The organism is Stenotrophomonas sp. Steno-Z10-HUANG, assembly GCF_056393075.1.
Window position 1 is genome coordinate 71,294 of the sequence record NZ_JBWJPA010000008.1, and the last position, 21,222, is coordinate 92,515.

Consider the following 21,222-nt stretch of genomic DNA (forward strand, 5'->3'; position numbering starts at 1 on the left):
TTGTACGCCGCCCTGCCCGCGGCACCTGGCAGGGCACCGCGGCGCGTACGCGCGACACCCGGCCCCGCGCGGGCGGGACCGGGCCAGGCACTGGCTTTGGGCTCAGACGTAGATGCGGGTGCTGCCGGCCGGGGCGTCGTCGATGATGGCGTGCGGCAGGAAACGCGCGCTGTCGCGGGTGATGCGGCTGTCGTCCTCGCGCACGCCGATGCCGCAGGCACGGTCGCCCACCACCCAGCTGCCGACCAGCGGGTAGTTGCCGTCGAATGCCGGCAGCGGATGGAACGCCTGCACGATGCACGGCCCCGTATACGGGCCTTCGCTCTCCTGCCAGCGGCCATCGCTCATGTGCATGGCGATGTTGGCGCCTTCGCGCGAGTGCAGCGGCTTGCGCACCCAGCCCGCCGGCAGCGCGCTGCCGTCGTCGAAGTGCGCTTCCAGCAGGTTGGGGTGGCCGCGGTGGCGCTGCCACAGCAGCGGCAGGATGCCCTTGTTGCTCAGTACCGCCTTCCACGCCGGTTCCAGCAGGCGCACGCCGGAGCCGGGCAGCGCCGCGCCGAATTCCTCGCGCATCAGGTCTTCCAGCGGATACAGCTTGAACAGGCTGCCGATCACCACGTCGTCCAGGTCGGTGAAGCGGCCGTCGGCCGACAGGCCGATGTCCTCGATGGCGATGGCCGCGCCGTGCAGGCCGGCCTGCGCCGCGCAGTCGCGCAGGTAGGCCACCGTGCCCTGGTCCTCCTCCGAGGCGCCCACCGCGCTGAAATACAGCGGCGGCGGCAGCTGCGCCGACAGCTCGGCGAAGCGCTCGACCAGGGCCTCGTGCAGCGAGTTGAACTGGTCGGCCTGCTGCGGCAGCGCGCCGCGGTTGCGCTGGTCTTCCAGCCATTGCCACTGGAAGAACGACGCCTCGTACAGCGAGGTCGGGGTGTCGTAGTTCAGTTCGTAAAGCCTGGCCGGGCCATTGCCGTCGTAGGCGAAGTCCAGGCGGCCGTACAGGTGCGGGTCGCGGCGCCGCCAGCTCTCGGCGATCCAGTCGCGGAACGGCGCCGGGATCGCCAGCCGCTCCATCAGTTCCTCGCTGGCGACCACGTCGCCGACCAGGTCCAGCGCCATCGCGTGCAGCTCGGCGCTGGGGTCTTCCAGGTCGTTCTCGATCTGGCGCAGGGTGAAGGCGTAGTACGCGGTTTCGTCCCAGTACGGCGCGCCGTCGATGGTGTGGAAACGGAACCCCGCCTCGGCCGCGCGCGCGCGCCAGTTGGAGCGTTCGGCAATGGCAACCCGCTTCACTGCATCAACCGCCGACGGTGGTGCGGCTGCCGCTGCGCGCGCCGAAGCCACCGCGGCTGGCGGTGACGGCACGGTTGGGCTCGCTGCTGACCGGCGCCAGCCCGGCCTTGCCGGCGCCGATGCCGCTGGCGGTGTTCATGCCGCCGGTGCCGGCCGGCTTGGCCCAGCCATTGGCGTTGTCCTTGAACGCCGGCTGCGCGGCCGGCGGTGCGGCCACCGCCCCGGCGCGGCCGCCGTTGAGCATCTGCGACATGAAGAAGCCCATCATCATCGGCCCGATGAACGAGGTGCCGGCGCTGGTGTGCTGCTGCACGCACTGCTCGGCCGGGTACTCCTTGGCGCACTCTTCCTTGCTGGCGTACTTGGGCGCGGCGTCGGCGGCCTGCTGCTGCGCGGCGGCGAACGCGGTGCGGCAGGCGGACGGATCACCGGTGGCTTCGCTGCAGGCTTCCACCGAGGTGTACAGCCCTTCCTGCACCTGCACGGATTGCTCCTTCTGGCAGGCGGTGAACAGCAGCGGCGCGGTGCTCATCAGCAGCAGCGCGGTGGTCCTGGATCGCTTCATCGTCGTAGCCCCATGAAAGTCGTCCCCGAATGATGCCCGATCCGCGCGCGCGGGCGGAAATCGGCCGCGCCACCAACCTGAACGTCGTTTCAGGTAACCCCCCGGTTCCGCGGCCCCTGCGCCGGGCATCGGCCAGGCAGCCACGGCCCCGGCGGACGGCTTTTCCGCCGCGGCGTGGCGAGCGCGATGGTTGCAACAGCAACCGGGTTCTTCATGCAGAATCGATGGCACTGCGTTCCGTTGCCTTCCCCATGCCCGACTACCGCTCGAAAACCTCCACCGCCGGCCGCAACATGGCCGGCGCCCGCGCCCTGTGGCGCGCCACCGGCATGACCGATGGCGACTTCCACAAGCCGATCATCGCCGTGGCCAACTCCTTCACCCAGTTCGTGCCCGGGCACGTGCACCTGAAGGACCTTGGCCAGCTGGTGGCGCGCGAGATCGAGGCGGCTGGCGGCGTGGCCAAGGAATTCGACACCATCGCCGTGGACGACGGCATCGCGATGGGCCACGACGGCATGCTGTACTCGCTGCCCAGCCGCGAGATCATCGCCGACTCGGTCGAGTACATGGTCAACGCGCACTGCGCCGACGCGCTGGTGTGCATCTCCAACTGCGACAAGATCACCCCCGGCATGCTGATGGCCGCGCTGCGGCTGAACATCCCGGTGGTGTTCGTCTCCGGCGGGCCGATGGAAGCCGGCAAGACCCGGCTGGCCGAGCACAAGCTGGACCTGATCGACGCGATGGTCGCCGCCGGCAACGACGCGGTGAGCGATGAACAGGTGGCTGCCATCGAGCGCAGCGCCTGCCCGACCTGCGGCTCGTGCAGCGGCATGTTCACCGCCAATTCGATGAACTGCCTGACCGAAGCGCTGGGCCTGTCGCTGCCGGGCAACGGCACCGTGGTGGCCACCCACAGCGACCGCGAGGCGCTGTTCAAGCGCGCCGGGCGGCTGGTGGTGGAGCTGTGCCACCGCTGGTACGGCGGCGAGGACGCCAGCGCGCTGCCGCGCGGCATCGCCACGTTCGAGGCGTTCGAGAACGCGATGACCTTGGACATCGCCATGGGCGGCTCGACCAACACCATCCTGCACCTGCTCGCCGCCGCGCAGGAAGCGGAAGTGGCGTTCGACCTGCGCGACATCGACCGCCTGTCGCGGCGCGTGCCGCAGCTGTGCAAGGTGGCGCCGAACACGCAGAAGTACCACATCGAGGACGTGCACCGCGCCGGCGGCATCATGGCCATCCTCGGCGAACTCGCGCGCGGCGGGCTGCTGCACACCGACGTGCCGACCGTGCACAGCCGCACCCTGGGCGACGCCATCGCGCGCTGGGACGTGACCCAGGTGCAGGACGCGGCGGTCCACCAGTTCTACAAGGCCGGCCCGGCGGGCATTCCCTCCCAGGTGGCCTTCAGCCAGAGCACGCGCTGGCCGTCGCTGGACACCGACCGTGCCGACGGCTGCATCCGCGACGTCGCCCATGCCTTCTCCAGCGAAGGCGGGCTGGCGGTGCTGTACGGCAACCTCGCCGCCGATGGCTGCGTGGTCAAGACCGCCGGCGTGGACGAATCCATCCACGTGTTCGAAGGAAGCGCCCGCGTCTACGAAAGCCAGGACGCCGCGGTGAAGGGCATCCTCGGCAACGAGGTGCAGGCTGGCGACGTGGTGGTGATCCGTTACGAAGGCCCCAAGGGCGGCCCCGGCATGCAGGAAATGCTCTACCCCACCAGCTACCTGAAGTCCAAAGGGCTGGGCAAGGCCTGCGCGCTGCTCACCGACGGCCGCTTCTCCGGCGGCACCTCCGGCCTGAGCATCGGCCACTGCTCGCCGGAAGCCGCCGCCGGCGGCACCATCGGCCTGGTCCGCGACGGCGACCGCATCCGCATCGACATTCCGCAGCGTGGCATCCACCTGCGGGTGGACGACGCCGAACTCGCCCGCCGCCGCGACGAGCAGGCCGCGCGCGGCTGGAAGCCGGCACAGCCACGCCCGCGCAAGGTCAGCACCGCGTTGAAGGCGTACGCGCTGCTGGCGACCAGCGCGGACAAGGGCGCCGTGCGCGACAAGGCATTGCTGGACGGCTGAACACGCCCCGGGGCCGCCCCTCCGCGGCCCGCACACTTCCTGCAGGTGCCGGGCCCGCCCGCACTTGATCACCGACATGATGGCGCCCGGCCCGGCCAGTGTGCGGATCGACGGACACGCGCCTGAAGGGAAACAGGTGCGGCCGACCCGGCTCGTCATCGGCACCGGGATACTTGCGTGTCCATTGCCGCCAGCCAGATCCTAACCATGCAACGCCAGCACCCACCCGCGCTGCCGCAGCAGGATCTGCTGGCACATGATGATGTTCGGCCCATCCGGTGATAAGCAATGGGAAGGCGGCATGGCCATTTTCCATCTGGTCGCCACCACTTATCCTCTATCCATATTGCTCCTGGCGGCATCGTCATGCACATCCGCTGGCGGCGAGCCCGTCCCTATCGGTTATCGGCCCGCATGCATTGTTGCGGGCCAGCAAATCATTCAAGCCGAATCTGCTTCGCGGGTACGCTTGACTCAGGTATTAGGCCTCATGGGAAAGTGTCACTTCCCTATTGAGATCTTCGCCCTTCGCGGCCCTACCGATATCGAGCCCTACCTTGCTTCGTGCAAGATGTCGCCCGAGCCGTGGGCATCTGGCTTCAAAAGGTCTCTCTCGCGAATCGCGCATGGGACCTGACGGTTCATTCAAACCGAAGGCGCTTCGTTGCTCGAATTGATTGAGGTGCTAGCTTCCATATGACAGATCGCATGAGCCATCAGGATTACGTGCTCTCTTGCCGCGCGAGAGCAGCGGAGATCGCCAGGCGCGTGATTGCAGGCTCTATGCCAGTGCTTGAAGGCTGCCATCTCCTCGATGGCTTAAGCGCAGCAGTTGACATTCCAGACAACGATCCAGATTTCCTGGCCTTCAATGTGATCCGGGTCTGAAACGGAAGGTCTGCCGATCGGTCGTGTTCGTGAACATTGGGCACCAAACGCCCTTGCAGCACTTGAGCAGGAACTGCGCTCTGCCACAGACTGGGCTCGCCCCGTGGCATTGCCGGCATGTAAGTCCATAGTGGATCGCTTTGGGGCCTGATAATTCACTCAAGTCGACGCTACTGCGCGGCGCGGCTTAGTTCAGGCAGCAGGCGACAGCATGTAACTCCTCGTAGGCCAACCGCAGCGCGGCCCAGGTGCCAGGGATATCGACAGGAGCGTGCCGCATGCCCGCCAGAACCCCGCCGACCATGTTTTCCAGCCCGGTTTTCGTTGCCGCGGGCCGGGCGTTCTCGTTCGCCCGGGTTCCGCCCGAAGTGAGCAGGTCCCATCTCCGGCGCGGCAGGATGACGGCCCGCGTGTCCGTCGGCAAAAGTCATTTCGATGCGCTGATGGAGCCCGATGGCAAGCTCGGGCATTGGTTCGTTGTTCCGCCCGGCGTCATCGGCACGGACGCGCTGGCGGCCGAGGGGAATGTGCTGTTCACCCTGGCCAGCCTGGATGAGCAGCCCGATCCGGCGCTTCCCGATTACTTCCAGACGCTCCTGGCCGGAAGTCCATCGGCACGGGCGACCTGGGCGGATACGACCACGCTGGCCAGGATCGACTGGGTTCATTGGATGGAGTCCGCCAAGCAGGAAGCGACCCGGCGCGAGCGGGCCGCCAATGCGATCGACATGCTGGAGAAGGGAAAAAAGCGCGTGTGCTGCTTTGATCCATCGGGCTTCTACAGCAAGGCGCTGGCCTGCCCTGCGGAAGAGAAGCGGTAGGCGGCCGCGCCGAGGCCGGCAGGTCGGCCCACGCGCGCGCCGCGTGCCATGGGCCGCCGCGGGCACTACGCGGTGCAGGAAAGCCATGCGGGGTGCCGGCCATCGCCCGGGCAGGCGTTTCTCGTGCTGTCTGTGCCCGGCAGCCCGATCGCATACGCGGTCCGTGCCCGTGAGCAGCCGTCCACGGCGCCCGGTATCAGCGCAGCGCTGCTGCTCGTCGGCCTGCATCGCGTTGCCAGGCCCGGCTGTCCTTCCTCCGCCGCTGCGCGTGGCCGCCACCGTGGCGGGGTTACCATGCGCGGCCGTGGCATGGCATGCGCACCTGGGTTGCCCAGCATCCATGACGCGGCCTCACGCTGGCCGGGCAAGGCGTGCATTACAGGCAGTCCTTCATGACCAACTACTTCGACAGCCCGTTCAAGGGCAAGCTGCTCTCCGAGCAGGTGACGAACCCGAACATCAAGGTCGGGCGATACAGCTATTACTCTGGCTACTACCACGGCCATTCGTTCGACGATTGCGCGCGCTATCTCCTGCCGGACCGGGATGATGTCGACCAGCTGGTCATCGGCAGTTTCTGCTCCATTGGCTCGGGTGCCAGCTTCATCATGGCCGGCAACCAGGGCCACCGGCACGACTGGGTGTCTTCCTTTCCGTTTTTCTACATGCAGGAAGAGCCCGCTTTCGCCAGCGCGCAGGATGCGTTCCAGCGCGCCGGCGACACGGTGCTGGGCAGCGACGTATGGGTCTGGTCCGAGGCGATGATCATGCCTGGCGTGCGGATCGGGCATGGCGCGGTGATCGGCAGCCGCGCCCTGGTCACGCGGGATGTGGAGCCGTATGCGATCGTGGGCGGCAACCCCGGCAGGCCGATCAGGAAGCGCTTCTACGATGCGCAGATCGCGTTGCTGCTGGAGATGGCGTGGTGGGATTGGCCGATCGACTGGATCGAGGCCGCCATGCCGCTGTTGTGCACGTCCGACATTGCCGGACTGCACGCGTACTGGCGCGGGCGTGCCGCCTGAGTCCCAGGCCGGTGCGGGTTGGTTGAGCCCGGGTATCCGCGGACGACTGCGGACGTGCTGCGGCCTGTACATCCGGTGCGGGGTGATCCAGGCGCACCACCCGGTGGATGAGCGGGTGCGGCAACGCCATGCAGCACAGGCGCGGGCGCGGGATTTTCCCGATTCACAAGGCGTTTGCCAGCGGCCATACTCGCCTGATTGCCGCGGGCCCGCGGCGCGACACCCGTTGCACACCCGAGGATCGACATGGCCAGACCCGAGAACCGCTCGCAGCTGATGGACCGGCTGGGTGCCGTGCAGTTGAACACCGTGTGGAGCTGGTGCGCGGTCAACGATTCCGAGCGCAGGGTGTATTTCAGCATCTGGACCGACAACAGCTGCACGCACGATGGCGCGAAGGCGTACATCGTCCAGGGACCGGAGTGGGGCATCAACGAGAACGGCAGCAAGTCGCCGGCCAGGAACGACCAGGATGCGAAGCTGGCGCTGGTGTTCGAGCAGGGCTACGAGCCGTGGTGCTACTTCATCGAGGCCAAGGACCGCACGGCGCATCCGCGTGAGATCGGCAGCACGCTGACCTCGTTCGTGCTGCTGCTCAAGCTGGACCGGCGTGCGGACGGAAGCATCGTCGGCACCCCGCTCAAGCGGGTCGAAATCCGCTAGCGCACAGCACGCCTGCATGCGGCGCGCCTTTCCGCGCCTGCTACCCAAGGAGAAACACGCAATGGCAGAAACCGCCGCAATCCTGGCATGGACCCTGGTGTCCGAATGCCCGGTCCCGAATGACGTGCATGAGCTGTTGGTCGCCGGCGAAACCGCAATCGCCGCATACAAGACCTTCCGCGACGCGGCCATCTTCACCAACAAGCGCCTGATCGTCAGGGATGCCCAGGGCTTCACCGGCAAGAAGGTGGAGATCTATTCGCTGCCGTATTCGTCCATCTACATGTGGTCGTCCGAGAACGGGCACGGCATCTTCAACTTCAACTCGGAGATCGAGCTGTGGACCAAGGCCGGCCACATCAAGGTCAACCTCAACAAGGGCATCGACGTGCGCCGGCTCGACCGGCTGATCGCCGAGGCCGTGCTCCTGGCCTGACAGCGCTGATGCGCCACGCTGGCCGGTGCCGTTGTCCACGCCACCGGCGCCGCCATCCGACCCTACGGACTGCCCGCCATGTCGATCCTCGTCCGCCCCGATGACCTGTCCTCGCCGCAGGTCCAGGCGCTGGTCGGCGAGCACCTTGCCGGCATGCACGGCAATACCCCCGCAGGCCATGTCCATGCGCTGGCGCTTGATGGCCTGCGCGCACCGGGGGTCAGCTTCTGGTCGGCGTGGCTGGACGGCCAGCTGTGTGGCTGCGGTGCGCTGAAGGCGCTGGGCGACGGTGCCGGCGAGATCAAATCCATGCGCACGCGGCCGCCGTTCCTGCGCCGCGGCGTCGGCCAGGCGGTGCTGGACGAGATCGTGCGCGCAGCGCGCGACAGCGGCTACACCCGGCTGTATCTGGAGACCGGAACCGGGGCGCCGTTCGCCGCCGCGCACGCGCTGTACCTGCGCAATGGCTTTGCCTGGTGTGGGCCGTTCGGCGGGTACACGGCCACGGCGTTCAATGTCTTCATGACCAAGCGCCTGCCGGCGCGGGACAACGCCGGCTGACGCTCCGCCGGCCACGCCACGGCGGCCCGGCGCGGGCGGCCTTCGTTGCACCCACCGGCAATGTCGATGCGCACGGCCCGCACTCGATCGACTGGCAACCAACGCCATCCTGCGCGGGCAGGACGCCGGCGGCACGGCCGTGCGCGAGGCCGCAGATCGTCCGCACGCACGGCTCACCTGCGGGCCACCGGACCGGCGGCGCGCCGCTGCGCACCGGCAACGGCATCCACTGGCTCCAAGGCGCCCCCCGTGCCGGAACGGCGTCACGCCGCCGTGCGATGCCGATATCATGCAGGTGCACCCGGCCACCACGGCGCCCCACAGGAGACACGCATGAGCGTATCGAAAGCGTTTGCCCTGTTCATGCGCGAGGCGCCCGCCGTCGCCGGCGCCTGGGGCCAGGTGGCGGATGCACTGGGGCGTGGCGCGCTGGACGGGAAGACCGCCGAGCTGGCCTATATCGCGGTGCTGGCCGCCACCGGCAACAATGCCGGCGTCCCGTTCCACGTGCTGTCGGCAAAGGCGCACGGTGCGTCGCGCGAGGAAGTGCTCGGCGCCGTGCTTGTCGGCCTGCCCGCCGCCGGCGCGGTCGTGATCGGCGCGCTTCCGGCCGCCCTGGAGGCATACGATGGGAACGACCAACAAAGCCTGGCATGAGCACAACCGCATGCCGCGCAATCCCACGTTCCAGCAACGCGTGGCCTGGCACGTGGCGCACGCCGCGGCCTGCGGCTGCCGCCCGATGCCACCGGCAATCGTCGAGTTGCTGAAGCAGCACGGGCCACGCGACGGCGCCTGACCCACCCCCCCGGCCCTGCGGCAGCGGCGGCGGCCACCGGCGCGGGTGCCCGTGGATTGGAACATCGCCGCCGGGTCGGTGAAAATGGGCCTTCAGCCCGCCGCCACGCCGTCGCCGGCCCCAGCCAAGAGTCCCCGCATGAATATTGAAGCCTCCTCCGCCCTCCCGCCGCGCGAAGCGATGGAATTCGACGTGGTGATCGTCGGCGCCGGCCCCGCCGGGCTGGCCACGGCCATCCGCCTGCGCCAGCTGGCGGTGGAAAAGGGCCAGGAGCTGTCGGTGTGCGTGCTGGAGAAGGGCTCCGAGCCGGGCGCGCACATCCTGTCCGGCGCGGTGATGGACCCGCGTGCGCTGAGCGAGCTGTTCCCGGACTGGAAGGACATGGGCGCGCCGCTGAAGCAGGCGGTGACCCGCGACGAGTTCCTGTTCCTGGATGCCACCGGCGCCAAGGCCACGCCCAACTGGCTGCTGCCGGAGTGCTTCCAGAACCACGGCAACTACATCGTCAGCCTGGGCGAGGTGACCCGCTGGCTGGCGCAGCAGGCCGAGGCGCTGGAAGTGGCGATCTTCCCGGGCTTCGCCGCCGCCGAGGTGCTGTACGACGACAACGGCGCGGTGATGGGCGTGGCCACCGGCGACATGGGCATCCACAAGGACGGCACCCCGGGCCCGAACTTCGAGCGCGGCATGGAGCTGCATGCGCGCTACACGATCTTCGCCGAAGGCGCGCGCGGCCACCTCGGCCGCCAGCTGATCAGCCGCTTCAAGCTCGATGCGGGCAAGGACCCGCAGAGCTATGGCATCGGCATCAAGGAACTGTGGCAGATCGACCCGGCCAGGCACGAGCCGGGCCTGGTGGTGCATGCGGCCGGCTGGCCGCTGGACGACGACACCTACGGCGGCGCGTTCCTGTACCACGCCGACGGCGGCAAGGTCTCGATCGGCTACGTGGTCGGGCTGGACTACCGCAACCCGTGGCTGAGCCCGTTCGAGGAATTCCAGCGCTTCAAGACCCACCCGGCGATCCGCAAGCACCTGGAAGGCGGCAAGCGCATCGCCTACGGCGCGCGCGCGATCACCGCCGGCGGCATCCTGTCGCTGCCGAAGACGGTGTTCCCGGGCGGTGCGCTGGTCGGCTGCGAGGCCGGCTATCTCAACGTCAGCCGCATCAAGGGCAGCCACGCCGCGATCAAGACCGGCATGCTGGCCGCCGAGGCGGCGTTCGAGGCGCTGGCGGCCGGGCGTTCGCGCGACGAGCTGGCCGCCTACCCGGAGGCGTTCGAGAACAGCTGGCTCAAGACCGAGCTGCTGCAGTCCAAGAACTTCAAGCAGTGGTTCAAGAAGGGCCGCACCCTGGCCACGCTGATGACCGGCATCGAGCAGTGGCTGCTGCCCAGGCTGGGCGTGCGCAACGCGCCGTGGACGATCCACCGCACCAAGGCCGACCACGAATGCCTGGAGCCGGCGGCCAGGCACACGAAGATCGAGTACCCGAAGCCGGACAACGTGCTGACCTTCGACCGCCTGAGCTCGGTGTTCCTGTCCTCGACCAACCACGAGGAAGACCAGCCCAGCCACCTGACCCTGAAGGACCCGACGGTGCCGGTGCGCATCAACCTGGCCGAGTACGCCGGGCCGGAAGCGCGCTACTGCCCGGCGGGCGTGTACGAGTTCGTCGGCGAAGGCGCCGACACGCGCCTGCAGATCAACGCGCAGAACTGCGTGCACTGCAAGACCTGCGACATCAAGGACCCGACCCAGAACATCGTGTGGGTGACCCCGCAGGGCGGCGGCGGGCCCAACTACCCGGCGATGTGATGGCCCGACCGCGCGTGTTTGCCGGCAGGGGAATGGAAACCGCGCCGCTTTCTGCCGGGCAGGCCCGGCCGCTACGGGAGCAGTGCCGGGGGAACGCCGTGCGGCGCTGCCTGTTGCTGCTCGGGGTAGCGGCAGCACTATGCGCCTGCGGCCAGCGCGACGTGTTCAACCATGCCAGCGACGCCACCCCGCACCAGCGCGAGCTGGAGCGGGCGTTCGCCATCTGCGCCGGCTGCCACGACACCCGCGCCGACCTGGGCCACCGCGTCGGCCCCAACCTGCACGGCGTGATCGGCCGCCGGGCCGGCACCGCGCCGGGCTATGCCTATTCCGAGGCGATGCGCGACAGCGGCATCGTGTGGGACGCGCGGACCCTGGATGCGTTCCTGGCCTCGCCGCAGAAACAGGTGCCGGGCACCCGCATGCCCAACGCGACGTCCGACCCGCAACGCCGCAGGGCGGTGATCGAGTACCTGGCGGCACCCCCGCGCTAGCCGGGCCGGCGCGGCCACGCCGGAGGCGGACGGCCGCGGTCGCGACCGCGCTCAGCTCCCGATGTGCTCGCGCAGGAACGCTTCCAGCGCGCGGTAGAACGCGATGCTGTTGTCGTCGTTGTAGAAGCCGTGGCCCTCGCCCGCGACCGCCATCCAGCGTGGCGCGTTGCCCGCCGCGACCAGCGCGGCACGCATGGCGTTGGCCTGCGCGATCGGCGTGCGCTCATCGCGTTCGCCATGCACCAGCAGCACCGGCGCCTTGATGCGGGCCGCCAGGTTCGCCGGCGAGTTCGCCAGCAGCTCGTCGTCGCTGCGGCCGATCACCCGCTCAAGGTAGTTGCGCCCGTAGGCGCTGTCCTTGATGTCGCCCTTCCTGTACATCATCTTCAGGTCGTAGACGCCGGCCAGGCCCACCGCGCAACGGATCCGCTCCGGCGCGCGCGCGGCCAGCATCATCGCCGAGTAGGCGCCGAAGCTCGCGCCGTACGCGCAGACCCGCTGCGGATCGGCCAGCCCGGCGGCCACCGCGTGGTCCAGCCCGTCCAGCAGATCCTGCTGGATGCGCGTGCCCCACTGCAGGTAGCCCAGGCGCTCGAACGCGCGCCCGCGCCCACCGCTGCCGCGGTAGTTGACCTGGACCACCAGGTAGCCGCGGTTGGCCAGGAACTGCGCGTCGGTGTCGTAGAACCAGTCGTCGCTGACCCCGTGCGGGCCGCCGTGCGGCAGCACCACGACCGGATGACGGCGCCCGTCGCCGCCGCGCGGGATCGTGAGCACCGCTTCCAGCTCGACCCCGTCGCTGGCCTTGAAGCGCAGCGGGCGCCGCTCGGCCATCAGCGCCGGGTCGATCCCCTCGCGCGCGACGAGTACTTTCTCCAGCTTGTTGGTCGAGCGCTTCAACACATACCAGCTGCCGGGGTCGCGATCGCTGGCGATGTGCACCAACACCACCTGGCCGTTGCGGCTGACATCGACGAAGCTGACGTGCTGCTGCGGCAGCAGGCCCGCCAGCGTCCGGTGCAGCTCGGCCTCCGGGCGGCCCGGGTCGAAGTAGACCAGCTGCGGGCGGCCGCCCTGCGGTGCCGCCGCGAACGGCACCGAGGGGTAGCCGGTCCACTGCGTCAGGCCGACGCTCGAAAAGCCGTCGCCGACCAGCACTTCGGCATTGCCGCCATCCAGGTCGCTCAACACCAGCTGCGATGGGCCTTCGGCCCGGCTGAGCGCGCCGTATACGTGGGTGTTGTCGGCCGAGAACGACAGCGGCGTCCACACGTTCCCGGCCTGCGGCGGCGGCAACGGCTGCCAGCGCCTGCCATCATCGGACCGGTACAGCAGATGGGCGTCGGCCTCGTCGCGCCCCCATGCGTAGCGCGCGACACCGTTGCGGTCGATCACGAACTCCAGCTGCGGCACGTTGATATCGGCGATGAGCTTGAACGTCGGTCGCTGCGTGTCGACCACGTAGAGCATGGACGAGGTCGGATCGCGCTTGAGCTGGCGCATGTAGAAGCGGCCATCGTTGCTCTCGGCCACGCCTTCGATGTAGCCGAAGCCACGATCCAGGCCGGCCGCGGCGTTCTGCTGCTCGTAGCCGTAGATGTAGCGCTGGTTCTGGCCATCGAAATCGCTGGCGATGATCTCGCCGGTGGGCAGCGGCTTCTCCAGCGAGCCGTACTTGCGACCCTTGGCCACGACCAGGCGCCCGTCGCCCACCCACACGATCTGGAACGGGCTCTCGTAACGCGGCAGGCGCAGTACCGCCATCCGCTTCATGTCCGACAGGCGCAGCACCTGCACGGCGTGGTTGCCCTGGCCGAAGTCGGTGGAAAGCGCCAGGTAGTCGCCGCCCGGCGACAGCCGCGGCATCGAGAACGGGCTGGCCTTGGCGAACGCCTCCACCGGCAATGCCTGGGCCTGTGTCGACGGCACCGCCGCCATGCCTGCCAACGTCCCTGCCAACAGCAACACGAGCCCGCGCCATCCCCTTCCCATGACAACACTCCAGAAGCCACGTAGTGCGCGCAGCGTAGGGTATCGACCGGTTCCCGGGAAGGGCACGCCGCCGCTCAGGGCGGCGGCATGTCGCCGGTGCCGTAGGTGGCCTGGCAACGAGCGCAGAAGAACGTGCGGCGCCGCGTCCTGCCCAGGTAGAGCTTGCTGACCGGTCCACCACAGGCCGGGCAGGTGCGGCGCGTATGTACCTGCCAGTGCTTCTTGAGCACGAACGCGCGCTTCCAGGCCAGGAACTCGAAGCTGTACCCGCGTGCCTGCGCGATCAGCTGGCCCAGCTTGCGGGGCGGCAGGTCGCCGACGCGGGTGGCCGGATGCACGCGGATGCGGAACAGCACCTCGTTCTTGATGATGTTGCCCACGCCCGCGAAGATCTGCTGGTCCAGCAAGGCATCGCAGGCCAGCATGCCGGGCGAGGCCTTGAGCTTGCGGCGCGCCAGGGCCGGATCCCAGCAATCGCTCATCACGTCCGCGCGCCAGTCGTACACCTGGTCCAGCGGCTGCTCGATGAACATTACCGAGCAGGCGTAGAAGTTGAGCTCGCCGTTGTCGAAGCGCAACGCCACCCGCGGGGTGGCCGGCTTGCGCTGGTCGATCAGCCAGCTGCCGAACATCATCAGGTGGATGCGCAGGCTGAAGTCGTCGAATTCCAGCAGGAAGTGCTTGCCCCAGCTGCGCACCGCCCGCACCTGGCGACCGTGCATGCGCGCCAGCGGCTGGCGGGAGTTGCCGCCGACCTCGCGCACGCTGCGGCCGGCGAAGCGCCCGGCCGCCTCGCGCAGCAGCACGATCGACGGCCCCTCAGGCATGGCGCCCAGCGCGTGCGCCGGCCGCGGCGCCGGGCGCGGACGCGAAGCACCCGCGACGGTGGGACAGCAACAGACGGCGACAAGTGCGTGGCGACATGGGCGCTCCCGATGCGGAGCGGCCACCGTCCCATCGCGTTCGTCATGCGCCGGTGAACCGGCGTAGGCGCGGGCGTGAAGCCGGTCCCTCCGACCACGGCCAGCAGCGCCGGGTGCGTGGGCAGCGGATGCCGGCCGCGGGCCGGCGCGCGCCGCGGCGTGGGACTCAGCTGTGCTTGACCAGCCGGCGCCGGCCGGTGGCCGCCTGCGCCTTGGGGGTCAGCCGGGCCACGCCCGGGATCAGGAAGTCGGCCACGCTGCGGCCATGCTTCGTCTTCGCCGCAAGCCAGCGCGGCATGCGGCCACGGCCGGTCCAGGTGTTGCGGCGGTTCTCCGGGTCGCGGTACTTCGGCTCGACCTTGCCGCGCTTGCGCCTGGCGCGCCCCTTGGGTTCCGGCGGCACCATGGCGGCGTCGGTCCCGAAGATTTCCTCGATCGTATAACCGGCAGTGCGTGCCTGGGCCGCCAGCAGGCGCCTGACCTGGGCCGCGGGCGGGCGCTCGGTGAGGGTCGTGTGCCGCGCGCGGGCAGCACGGATCAGCGCGTCCAGCTCGCGGACGCTCAGCGGGGTCAGGTCGATAGGCATGGCGTTAGCGTCAGTTCGCACCATCGCGCTGTCAAGGAATGATTCCGGCGGCATGCAGGACTCCGCCGGGTTCGCGCACGCGGTGCCCCCGGCCGGGCCAGCATCGGCCCGGGCGTCGCCTCCCCATGAGGCGGCGCGCGCCGCGGATGCCTTGCCGCAATCCCTTCCGCCAGGCAGCGGACGCCCCCCGGATGGCCAGCGCCCGGCGGCGCGCGGCGGCAGGGGCGCGATCCACTCCCCGTGACCGCTGCCGGGGGCGATCCGCGCCGGCAGCCGCGCGGCTTCAATCCAGGGTCTGCACGCCGCCGCCGTTGACGAACAGGATCTGCCCGCTGACCCAGCTGGAGATCGGCGCGGCGAAGTACAGCACCGCCCCGGCGATGTCGTCCGGCTCGCCCAGGCGCCTGATCGGCGTGTGCGAGAGCATCCGCTGCTCGATCTCCGGGGTCAGCACCGTGGCCAGCGCGGCGGTGCGCACCGCGCCGGGGCCCACGGCGTTGATGCGGATGTTGTCCGGGCCGTAGTCATGGGCCAGGTTGGCGGTCATGTGGTTGATCGCGGCCTTGGACGCCGCATACGCGCTGATGGCCGGGCTCTTGTTGATCGAACTCATCGAGGACATGTTGATGATCGAGCCGTAGCCGCCCTTCTTCATGTGCGGGGCGCACAGCTGGGCCAGCCGCCACGCACTGAACACATTGATCTGGAACGGCCGCTCGAACTGCTGCACGGTGATCTCGAACGGGCTCTCGCGCCCGGCGCCACCGCCGCCGGCGTTGTTGACCAGGATGTGGATGCCGCCCAGCTCGGCGGCGGTGCGCTCCACGGTGCGCACCAGGTGCTCGTCCTTGAGTACGTTGCATTCCAGCGCCAGCGCCCGGCCACCGTTGGCGGTGATCTCCGCGGCCACGGCGTCGGCATCGGCCAGCTTCAGGTCGGCGATCGCCACCGCCGCGCCGTGGGCGGCCAGCATCAACGCACTCGCGCGGCCGATGCCGTTGCCGCCGCCGGTGACGATGGCGACCTTTCCACTGAGATCGAAAAGCGGGTTCGGGTTCATGGGCGTCTCCTTCCGGGTGAGGGCACGCGCCCGGTCATGCCGGGCACGCCCCGGTCGGCCGACGCGGTGCCCGGCCCGGGACGATTGCCGGGCGTGAAGCCGCACTGTGCCGGTGGCGGGGGAAATCAGGGGTGAAAGCACCCCGGAAAGCGTGGGCGGGGCCATTGCCACCCGCCCCCGCCGCGCGCGGACGACCGCGCTGGCCCAGGGGAATCGGCAGTGTGACGCTGCGCCAGTCCGTTGCGGCGGCAACCGCGGCAGTGCCCGTCGGCAGCCCACGCGGAAGTTCCCGTGGACGCCACCTAATTTATGTACTGGTCAGTTTTATATTCAGGGGCGATTCCGCTGGCTAACGGATAATTCACACCTGTCGACCGGCAAGCCGCATCCGCCGGGTCGATCAAACCAAAATAAAAAAGGTAATCCGTAATGAAGACTTCCCTGATCGCTCTGGGCCTGCTGGCCGCCCTGCCGTTCGCTGCATCGGCGACCGATGGCCTGTCCTACAACTACGTGGAAGGTGGTTACGTGAACACCGATGCCAAGGGCGGCGACGCCGATGGCTGGAAGGTGAAGGGTTCGGTGGCGGTGCACCCGAACTTCCATGTCTTCGGCGACTACAGCGCCCAGGAGACCGACAAGTTCAAGAATGACGTCGACCAGTGGCGCGTCGGCGTGGGCTACAACTACGGCGTGGCCCCGAACACCGACCTGCTGGCCCGCGTGGCCTACCAGCGCTTCGACCGCCAGCACCTGCCGACCTACAACGGCTACAGCGCCGAAGTCGGCGTGCGTACCGCCTTCACCCCGATGATCGAGGGCTATGCCCTGGCCGGTTACGAGGACTACAGCAAGAAGGCCGGCTACAACCCGGACGGCGAGTTCTACGGCCGCGTCGGCGCCGCCGCCAAGTTCAACGCCAACTGGGGCGTGAGCGGCGAAGTGAAGCTGGGCAAGGGCGGCGACAAGGAGTGGTTCGTCGGCCCGCGCTTCACCTGGTAAGCGCCCGCTACCTCGTTTCAAAGGCGCGCGCTCTCTCTCCCCCGCGCCTCCGGAGCCCGGTCTTCCCCGACCGGGCTCTTTCTTTTGCGCCCCCGCCAGCCAGCGCGCCGCCAACCCGGCGAGGCCCACGGCAACACGGCCCGCGGCCGCGCCGGGGCAGCGGAGCGCACGGTGCAGGGCAACAAAAAAAAGCCCGGCATCGCCGGGCTTTTTCATTCATCTTCGCCGATTACTACTTGAACAGCGTTTCCGGATACTCCGGCTTCTGTTCGCGTGCCAGCAGCTGCTTGAGGCCCTCGGAAGGACTCAGTTCACCGTGCAGCACCGACTGCACCGCCTTGGAAATCGGCAGGTCGATGCCGTGGCGGCCTGCCTGGCGCATGACCTCGTCGGCGGTCTGCACCGACTCGACCACCTGGCCGATCTCCTTCACCGCCTCGGCCAGGCTCTGCCCGCGGCCCAGCGCCAGCCCCAGCCGCCGGTTGCGCGACAGGTCGCCGGTGCTGGTCAGCACCAGGTCGCCCAGCCCGGCCAGGCCCATCAGGGTCTCGGGCTTGCCGCCGATGGCCGCGGCCAGCCGCAGCATCTCGTTCAGGCCACGGGTGATCAGGCCGGCGCGGGCATTCAGGCCCAGCTGCATGCCGTCGGCCACGCCGGTGGCCACCGCCAGCACGTTCTTCATGGCCCCGCCCAGTTCGGCGCCGACCATGTCCTCGCCGGTGTAGGCACGGAACGCCGGGCCGTGCATGGCATCGGCCACCTGCTGGGTGAACCCGGCATCGTCGCCATGGACGGTGATCGCCGTGGGCAGGCCCAGGGTCACTTCCTTGGCGAAGGACGGGCCGGTGACCACCGCCAGCGGCACGTCCGGGCCCAGCACCTCGCGCGCGACCTCGTGCAGGAAACGGCCGGAACCGGGTTCGAAGCCCTTGGTCGCCCAGGCCACGCCGGCACCGGCGGGCAGCAGCGGCGCCAGCGCGCGCACGGTTTCGCCGAAGGCGTGCGACGGCACCACCACCAGGATCCAGCGGGCACCGGCGACGGTACCGGCCAGGTCGGTGCTGGCACGCAGGGAATCAGGCAGCGGAATCCCCGGCAGGTACCGGGGATTCTCGTGACGACGGTCGATCGCCTCGACCACGTTCGCGTCGCGTCCCCACAGCACGGTCGGGTGACCATGCCGTGCCAGCAGGCTGGCCAGCGCGGTGCCCCAGGAGCCCGCGCCGAGGACGGCGATCTTTTCCGCGTCGTTGGTACTCATCCGCAGGGATGGGCGCCGGTCAGGCGTTGCCGGCCGGCTCGGAGTCGGCCAGCGACGCGCCGTCGGCCTGCTGCTGGCGCTGGCGCAGGGTTTCGGCGTACAGGCCTTCGAAGTTGATCGGCTGCAGGTAGAACGGCGGGAAGCCGCCGGCCTGGATCAGGTCCGACACCATCGAGCGCACGTACGGGAACAGGATGTTCGGGCACTGGGTGCCGAGCAGCACGTCGATCGCCTGCGGCTCCAGGCCGATCAGGCCGAACACGCCGGCCTGCTCCACTTCGGCCACGTAGGCGGTCTTGTCGCCGGCCTTGCAGGTCAGGGTCACGCCCAGCACCACCTCGAAGGCGTTCTCGGACAGGCGCTGCACCTTCTGGTTCAGGTTCAGCTGCAGGTCCGGCTGCACGTTCTCGTTGAAGATGGTCGGCGAATTCGGGGATTCGAAGGAAACGTCCTTGACGTAGATCTTCTCGACGGTGAACGCCGGGCCGTTGTTGGCTTCGGCGGCGACGGCGTTGTTGTGCTCTTCGGACATTTCTCTAGGACTCCAGAACGGTTCGTTCGTTGAATGGGATTGTTACCAGACCTGCGATGGGGGCACTGCGGCCCCCATACAAGGGCTTAACCTCAAATGAAGGCTCAGCCGCGGCCCTTGACCAGCGGCAGGTCCGCCGCCTGCCAGGCCGGCAGGCCGCCGTCGAGCACGAACACCTGCTCGAAACCGGCCTTCTTCAGCACCTTGGCGGCATTGGACGAGGCGTTGCCGGTGCGGCACACCAGCACCACCGGCGACTGCCTGGCCGCGGCGAGCAGCTTGTGCGCGGGGGTCAGCTGGGCCGGCTGCACGTTGCGGCTGCCGGTGATGTGGCCCTTTTCGAAGTCGCTGCCCGCCGACAGATCAATGACCACCGCGTTGCCGGCGTTGATCAGGCGGGTCAGTTCGGCCGGCTTGATCGATTTGAAGCCGCGGAACAGCCGTGCGATCTCGGTGACGATGATGGCGATGGTCAGGCCGGCGAAGGCCAGCGACAGCATCGGGTTTCGGCCAGCGAAGGCCAGCAGCTCTTCGTAATTCACTCGGGTCACGGGTAGACAAGCGGGCGGCGATTGTCGCACAAGCCGGCCGCCCGACGGCCAGCCCCTATTGGCCCTGCCACAGGTCCGGCAGCCCCTGGACCTGCCACCAGCGCTTGGCTTCCGGGTCCCAGCGCCAGCGCTCGGTGACCATCAGCGTGCGTTCGGCCAGGGTGTTGCGGTTGATCACGCCCATCTCCACCCGGCGCTCGATGGCGCCGTCCGCTGCCACGCTGGTGGAGCGCTCCCGGTAATTGGAGACCTGCACCTGGCGGTAACGCTCGCGCTGCAGGTCGGTCAGCGGGTGCGCCTGCCAGTAGGCCGGGTCGATGAACCGCTCGGCGCCTTCGAAATCGCTCCAGCGCACCGCCGCGACATAGGCTTCCTGGGTCTGGGTGAGCTTGTTGCGCTGGCTGCGGCCGGGGCCGGCGGCCTGGGCGGTCACGGCCATGCCCAGCAGCGCGGCGATGGCGGTCAGGATCAGTCGTCGTTGCATGGCACCTCCCCGGGACCGGCCCATCCTACCCTTTGGCCAGGGCCACGAAGCGCCCCTCCAGCGCGGCCGCGCCGTCCTCGACCTGCGCGCAGACCGTGATGCGCGCCCGGCCGCGCTTGCCGAACAGGGCCAGGAAGCCGTCCCAGTCCTGGTCCGGGGCCGCGCATGCACTGGCGTCCAGGTCGGCGTACACCGGCGCGCGGTAGCGGATGCTGCTGTCGGCCACGTACACCTCGGCGTCGTGGCCGGCCTGCGACAGGCGCAGGCTCACCAGCGCCCAGCCGGCCAGGGTCATCACCGAGGCCAGGCTGCCGCCGAAGGCGTTGCCCTTGTCGTTGACGTTGGCGGCCAGTGGCGCGCGCAGGCGCAGGGTGCCATCGGCATAGCCGGCGATGCGGATGCCCATGGCCGCGACCGGCGGCATTGCATCGAGGGTGGCCTGCAGGCGGAGCAGCAGGGCGTCGCGGTCGGGGGTATCGGGCATGGGGCGTGCGGGAACGGGAAACGGAAAGCGCCCGCATAATGCATGGAATGAACAGCCGCGCCTATGTGCCGGCCGACACGGCCTGGTACCTGATCTCCCTGCGTCCTTCCGGGCAGCACGATGGGCTGCGCCGCGCCGCCGCGCGCCACGGCGCACGCACCGTGGCGGTATCGCCGTGGCGGCTGCAGCCGCGCCACGACGCCAGCACCCGCGACCAGCTGCGGCAGGCGCAGGCCTGCGACCTACTGGTGTTCACCAGCCCGGCCGCGGCCGCAGCCGCGGCGCGGTTGCTGCCGCTGGGGCAATTGAAGGCCGGCAGCCTGGTCGCGGTCGGCCAGGGCACCGCCCGCGCGCTGCGCCGCCATGGCGCCGGCGTCGTGGCGGCGCCCACGCGCATGGACAGCGAAGGCCTGCTGGCGCTGCCGGCCATGGCCGACCTGCATGGCAAGCGGGTGGCGCTGGTCACCGCCCCCGGCGGCCGCGGCATGATCGCCGCGCAGGTGCAGGCACGCGGCGCACAGCTGCTGCGCGTGGATGTGTACGAACGCGTACCGCTGCAGGTCCCGGCCGCGCAGTGGGCGCGCCTGCAGGCGCTCGATGCCCCCGCGGTGCTGGTGGTCAGCAGCGGTGAGGCGCTGGAACGGGTGCTGCCGCAGGTGCCGCCGGGCTTGCGCCGCCGCTGGCAGCAACAGCCGCTGGTCGCCGCCAGCGAGCGGCTGGCGGCGCTGGCGACGACGCTCGGTTTCGCCCATGCAGGCGTGGCCGCGGGCCCGCTGCCGGGCCAGCTCGCCGCCGCCGCGCGCGACGCCCTGTTCCCGCCCGGCGCGCCCTGAACGCCTGCGCGGCTTGCAGCCGCGCTGCATCGCGGGTGATGCTTGAAGCGCACCGCCGCTGCCC

At 69.4% G+C, this 21,222-nt stretch carries 24 protein-coding genes; 13 read left to right on the top strand and 11 right to left on the bottom strand.

Translation table 11 applies throughout. From position 1 onward, the window contains the following. Positions 1-102: 102 nt before the first annotated feature. Both AC06E6_RS11900 and AC06E6_RS11905 read right to left on the bottom strand, forming a co-directional pair. Positions 103-1,290 carry a glutathionylspermidine synthase family protein gene (locus tag AC06E6_RS11900; RefSeq protein WP_104937713.1) on the bottom strand — a complete coding sequence of 396 codons (1,188 nt, stop codon included), beginning with the start codon at positions 1,288-1,290 and terminating at the stop codon, positions 103-105. A gap of 4 nt (positions 1,291-1,294) precedes the next feature. Then, entirely contained in the window at positions 1,295-1,855 is a 561-nt protein-coding gene (locus tag AC06E6_RS11905) for a DUF1190 domain-containing protein (RefSeq protein ID WP_161614890.1), read from the bottom strand. A gap of 251 nt (positions 1,856-2,106) precedes the next feature. Between AC06E6_RS11905 and ilvD the strand changes: the two genes are divergently transcribed. From ilvD to AC06E6_RS11960, 11 genes are all read left to right on the top strand, one after another. Next, positions 2,107-3,945: a dihydroxy-acid dehydratase gene (gene ilvD, locus AC06E6_RS11910; RefSeq protein WP_478061529.1), complete on the top strand. Its 1,839-nt coding sequence runs from the start codon at positions 2,107-2,109 to the stop codon at positions 3,943-3,945. Between the two features lie 708 nt (positions 3,946-4,653). Further along, positions 4,654-4,833 carry a hypothetical protein gene (locus AC06E6_RS11915; RefSeq protein WP_240213154.1) on the top strand — a complete coding sequence of 60 codons (180 nt, stop codon included), beginning with the start codon at positions 4,654-4,656 and terminating at the stop codon, positions 4,831-4,833. Positions 4,834-5,111: 278 nt separating this feature from the next. Next, positions 5,112-5,654 carry a YdeI/OmpD-associated family protein gene (locus AC06E6_RS11920; protein WP_478061467.1) on the top strand — a complete coding sequence of 181 codons (543 nt, stop codon included), beginning with the start codon at positions 5,112-5,114 and terminating at the stop codon, positions 5,652-5,654. Between the two features lie 392 nt (positions 5,655-6,046). Next, entirely contained in the window at positions 6,047-6,679 is a 633-nt protein-coding gene (catB, locus tag AC06E6_RS11925) for a type B chloramphenicol O-acetyltransferase (RefSeq protein WP_478061469.1), read from the top strand. A 246-nt stretch (positions 6,680-6,925) separates the two neighbouring features. Then, positions 6,926-7,342, top strand: coding sequence for a hypothetical protein (locus AC06E6_RS11930; protein WP_104937708.1), 417 nt, complete (start codon positions 6,926-6,928; stop codon positions 7,340-7,342). 61 nt (positions 7,343-7,403) lie between these two features. Continuing rightward, a complete protein-coding gene (locus AC06E6_RS11935; protein WP_054662284.1) occupies positions 7,404-7,778 on the top strand; it encodes a PH domain-containing protein in 375 nt (124 codons plus the stop codon). 78 nt (positions 7,779-7,856) lie between these two features. Beyond that, positions 7,857-8,339, top strand: coding sequence for a GNAT family N-acetyltransferase (locus AC06E6_RS11940; RefSeq protein WP_240213156.1), 483 nt, complete (start codon positions 7,857-7,859; stop codon positions 8,337-8,339). A gap of 333 nt (positions 8,340-8,672) precedes the next feature. Beyond that, a complete protein-coding gene (locus AC06E6_RS11945; protein ID WP_427852452.1) occupies positions 8,673-8,996 on the top strand; it encodes a carboxymuconolactone decarboxylase family protein in 324 nt (107 codons plus the stop codon). A gap of 10 nt (positions 8,997-9,006) precedes the next feature. Continuing rightward, entirely contained in the window at positions 9,007-9,138 is a 132-nt protein-coding gene (locus tag AC06E6_RS11950) for a hypothetical protein (RefSeq protein ID WP_478061472.1), read from the top strand. A 138-nt stretch (positions 9,139-9,276) separates the two neighbouring features. Continuing rightward, on the top strand, positions 9,277-10,956 hold the full coding sequence (locus AC06E6_RS11955) for an electron transfer flavoprotein-ubiquinone oxidoreductase (protein ID WP_478061474.1): 1,680 nt from the start codon (positions 9,277-9,279) through the stop codon (positions 10,954-10,956). A gap of 98 nt (positions 10,957-11,054) precedes the next feature. Then, complete coding sequence (locus AC06E6_RS11960) at positions 11,055-11,450, top strand: c-type cytochrome (protein ID WP_478061476.1); 396 nt, start codon at positions 11,055-11,057, stop codon at positions 11,448-11,450. Positions 11,451-11,501: 51 nt separating this feature from the next. On the opposite strand, the gene AC06E6_RS11965 is transcribed toward AC06E6_RS11960, so the two are convergent. The 4 genes from AC06E6_RS11965 to AC06E6_RS11980 all read right to left on the bottom strand — a co-directional run bounded on the left by AC06E6_RS11965 (position 11,502) and on the right by AC06E6_RS11980 (position 16,011). Beyond that, a complete protein-coding gene (locus tag AC06E6_RS11965) occupies positions 11,502-13,388 on the bottom strand; it encodes an alpha/beta hydrolase family protein (protein WP_478061530.1) in 1,887 nt (628 codons plus the stop codon). A 128-nt stretch (positions 13,389-13,516) separates the two neighbouring features. Next, entirely contained in the window at positions 13,517-14,269 is a 753-nt protein-coding gene (locus tag AC06E6_RS11970) for a DNA-formamidopyrimidine glycosylase family protein (RefSeq protein WP_409476143.1), read from the bottom strand. Between the two features lie 262 nt (positions 14,270-14,531). After that, a complete protein-coding gene (locus AC06E6_RS11975) occupies positions 14,532-14,951 on the bottom strand; it encodes an H-NS histone family protein (protein ID WP_427852447.1) in 420 nt (139 codons plus the stop codon). Positions 14,952-15,234: 283 nt separating this feature from the next. Continuing rightward, the gene (locus AC06E6_RS11980) at positions 15,235-16,011 is read right to left on the bottom strand and encodes a glucose 1-dehydrogenase (protein ID WP_104937703.1); all 777 of its coding nucleotides are present in this window, start codon (positions 16,009-16,011) and stop codon (positions 15,235-15,237) included. 429 nt (positions 16,012-16,440) lie between these two features. Here AC06E6_RS11980 and AC06E6_RS11985 point away from each other — a divergent pair, with 429 nt between their 5' ends. Then, positions 16,441-17,013 (top strand): OmpO family porin, encoded by a 573-nt coding sequence (locus AC06E6_RS11985; RefSeq protein ID WP_478061478.1) that lies wholly within the window; start codon positions 16,441-16,443, stop codon positions 17,011-17,013. A gap of 232 nt (positions 17,014-17,245) precedes the next feature. Here AC06E6_RS11985 and AC06E6_RS11990 read toward each other — a convergent pair whose 3' ends face one another. The 5 genes from AC06E6_RS11990 to AC06E6_RS12010 form a co-directional block, all read right to left on the bottom strand. Beyond that, on the bottom strand, positions 17,246-18,274 hold the full coding sequence (locus AC06E6_RS11990) for an NAD(P)H-dependent glycerol-3-phosphate dehydrogenase (RefSeq protein WP_104937702.1): 1,029 nt from the start codon (positions 18,272-18,274) through the stop codon (positions 17,246-17,248). 19 nt (positions 18,275-18,293) lie between these two features. Then, on the bottom strand, positions 18,294-18,806 hold the full coding sequence (gene secB, locus AC06E6_RS11995) for a protein-export chaperone SecB (RefSeq protein WP_104937701.1): 513 nt from the start codon (positions 18,804-18,806) through the stop codon (positions 18,294-18,296). A gap of 104 nt (positions 18,807-18,910) precedes the next feature. Further along, entirely contained in the window at positions 18,911-19,348 is a 438-nt protein-coding gene (locus AC06E6_RS12000; protein WP_104937700.1) for a rhodanese-like domain-containing protein, read from the bottom strand. Positions 19,349-19,412: 64 nt separating this feature from the next. Then, entirely contained in the window at positions 19,413-19,841 is a 429-nt protein-coding gene (locus AC06E6_RS12005; protein WP_104937699.1) for a hypothetical protein, read from the bottom strand. Between the two features lie 25 nt (positions 19,842-19,866). Continuing rightward, the gene (locus AC06E6_RS12010; RefSeq protein WP_240213163.1) at positions 19,867-20,325 is read right to left on the bottom strand and encodes a YiiD C-terminal domain-containing protein; all 459 of its coding nucleotides are present in this window, start codon (positions 20,323-20,325) and stop codon (positions 19,867-19,869) included. A 47-nt stretch (positions 20,326-20,372) separates the two neighbouring features. Between AC06E6_RS12010 and AC06E6_RS12015 the strand changes: the two genes are divergently transcribed. Further along, on the top strand, positions 20,373-21,158 hold the full coding sequence (locus tag AC06E6_RS12015) for a uroporphyrinogen-III synthase (RefSeq protein ID WP_321989732.1): 786 nt from the start codon (positions 20,373-20,375) through the stop codon (positions 21,156-21,158). Positions 21,159-21,222 lie beyond the last annotated feature (64 nt).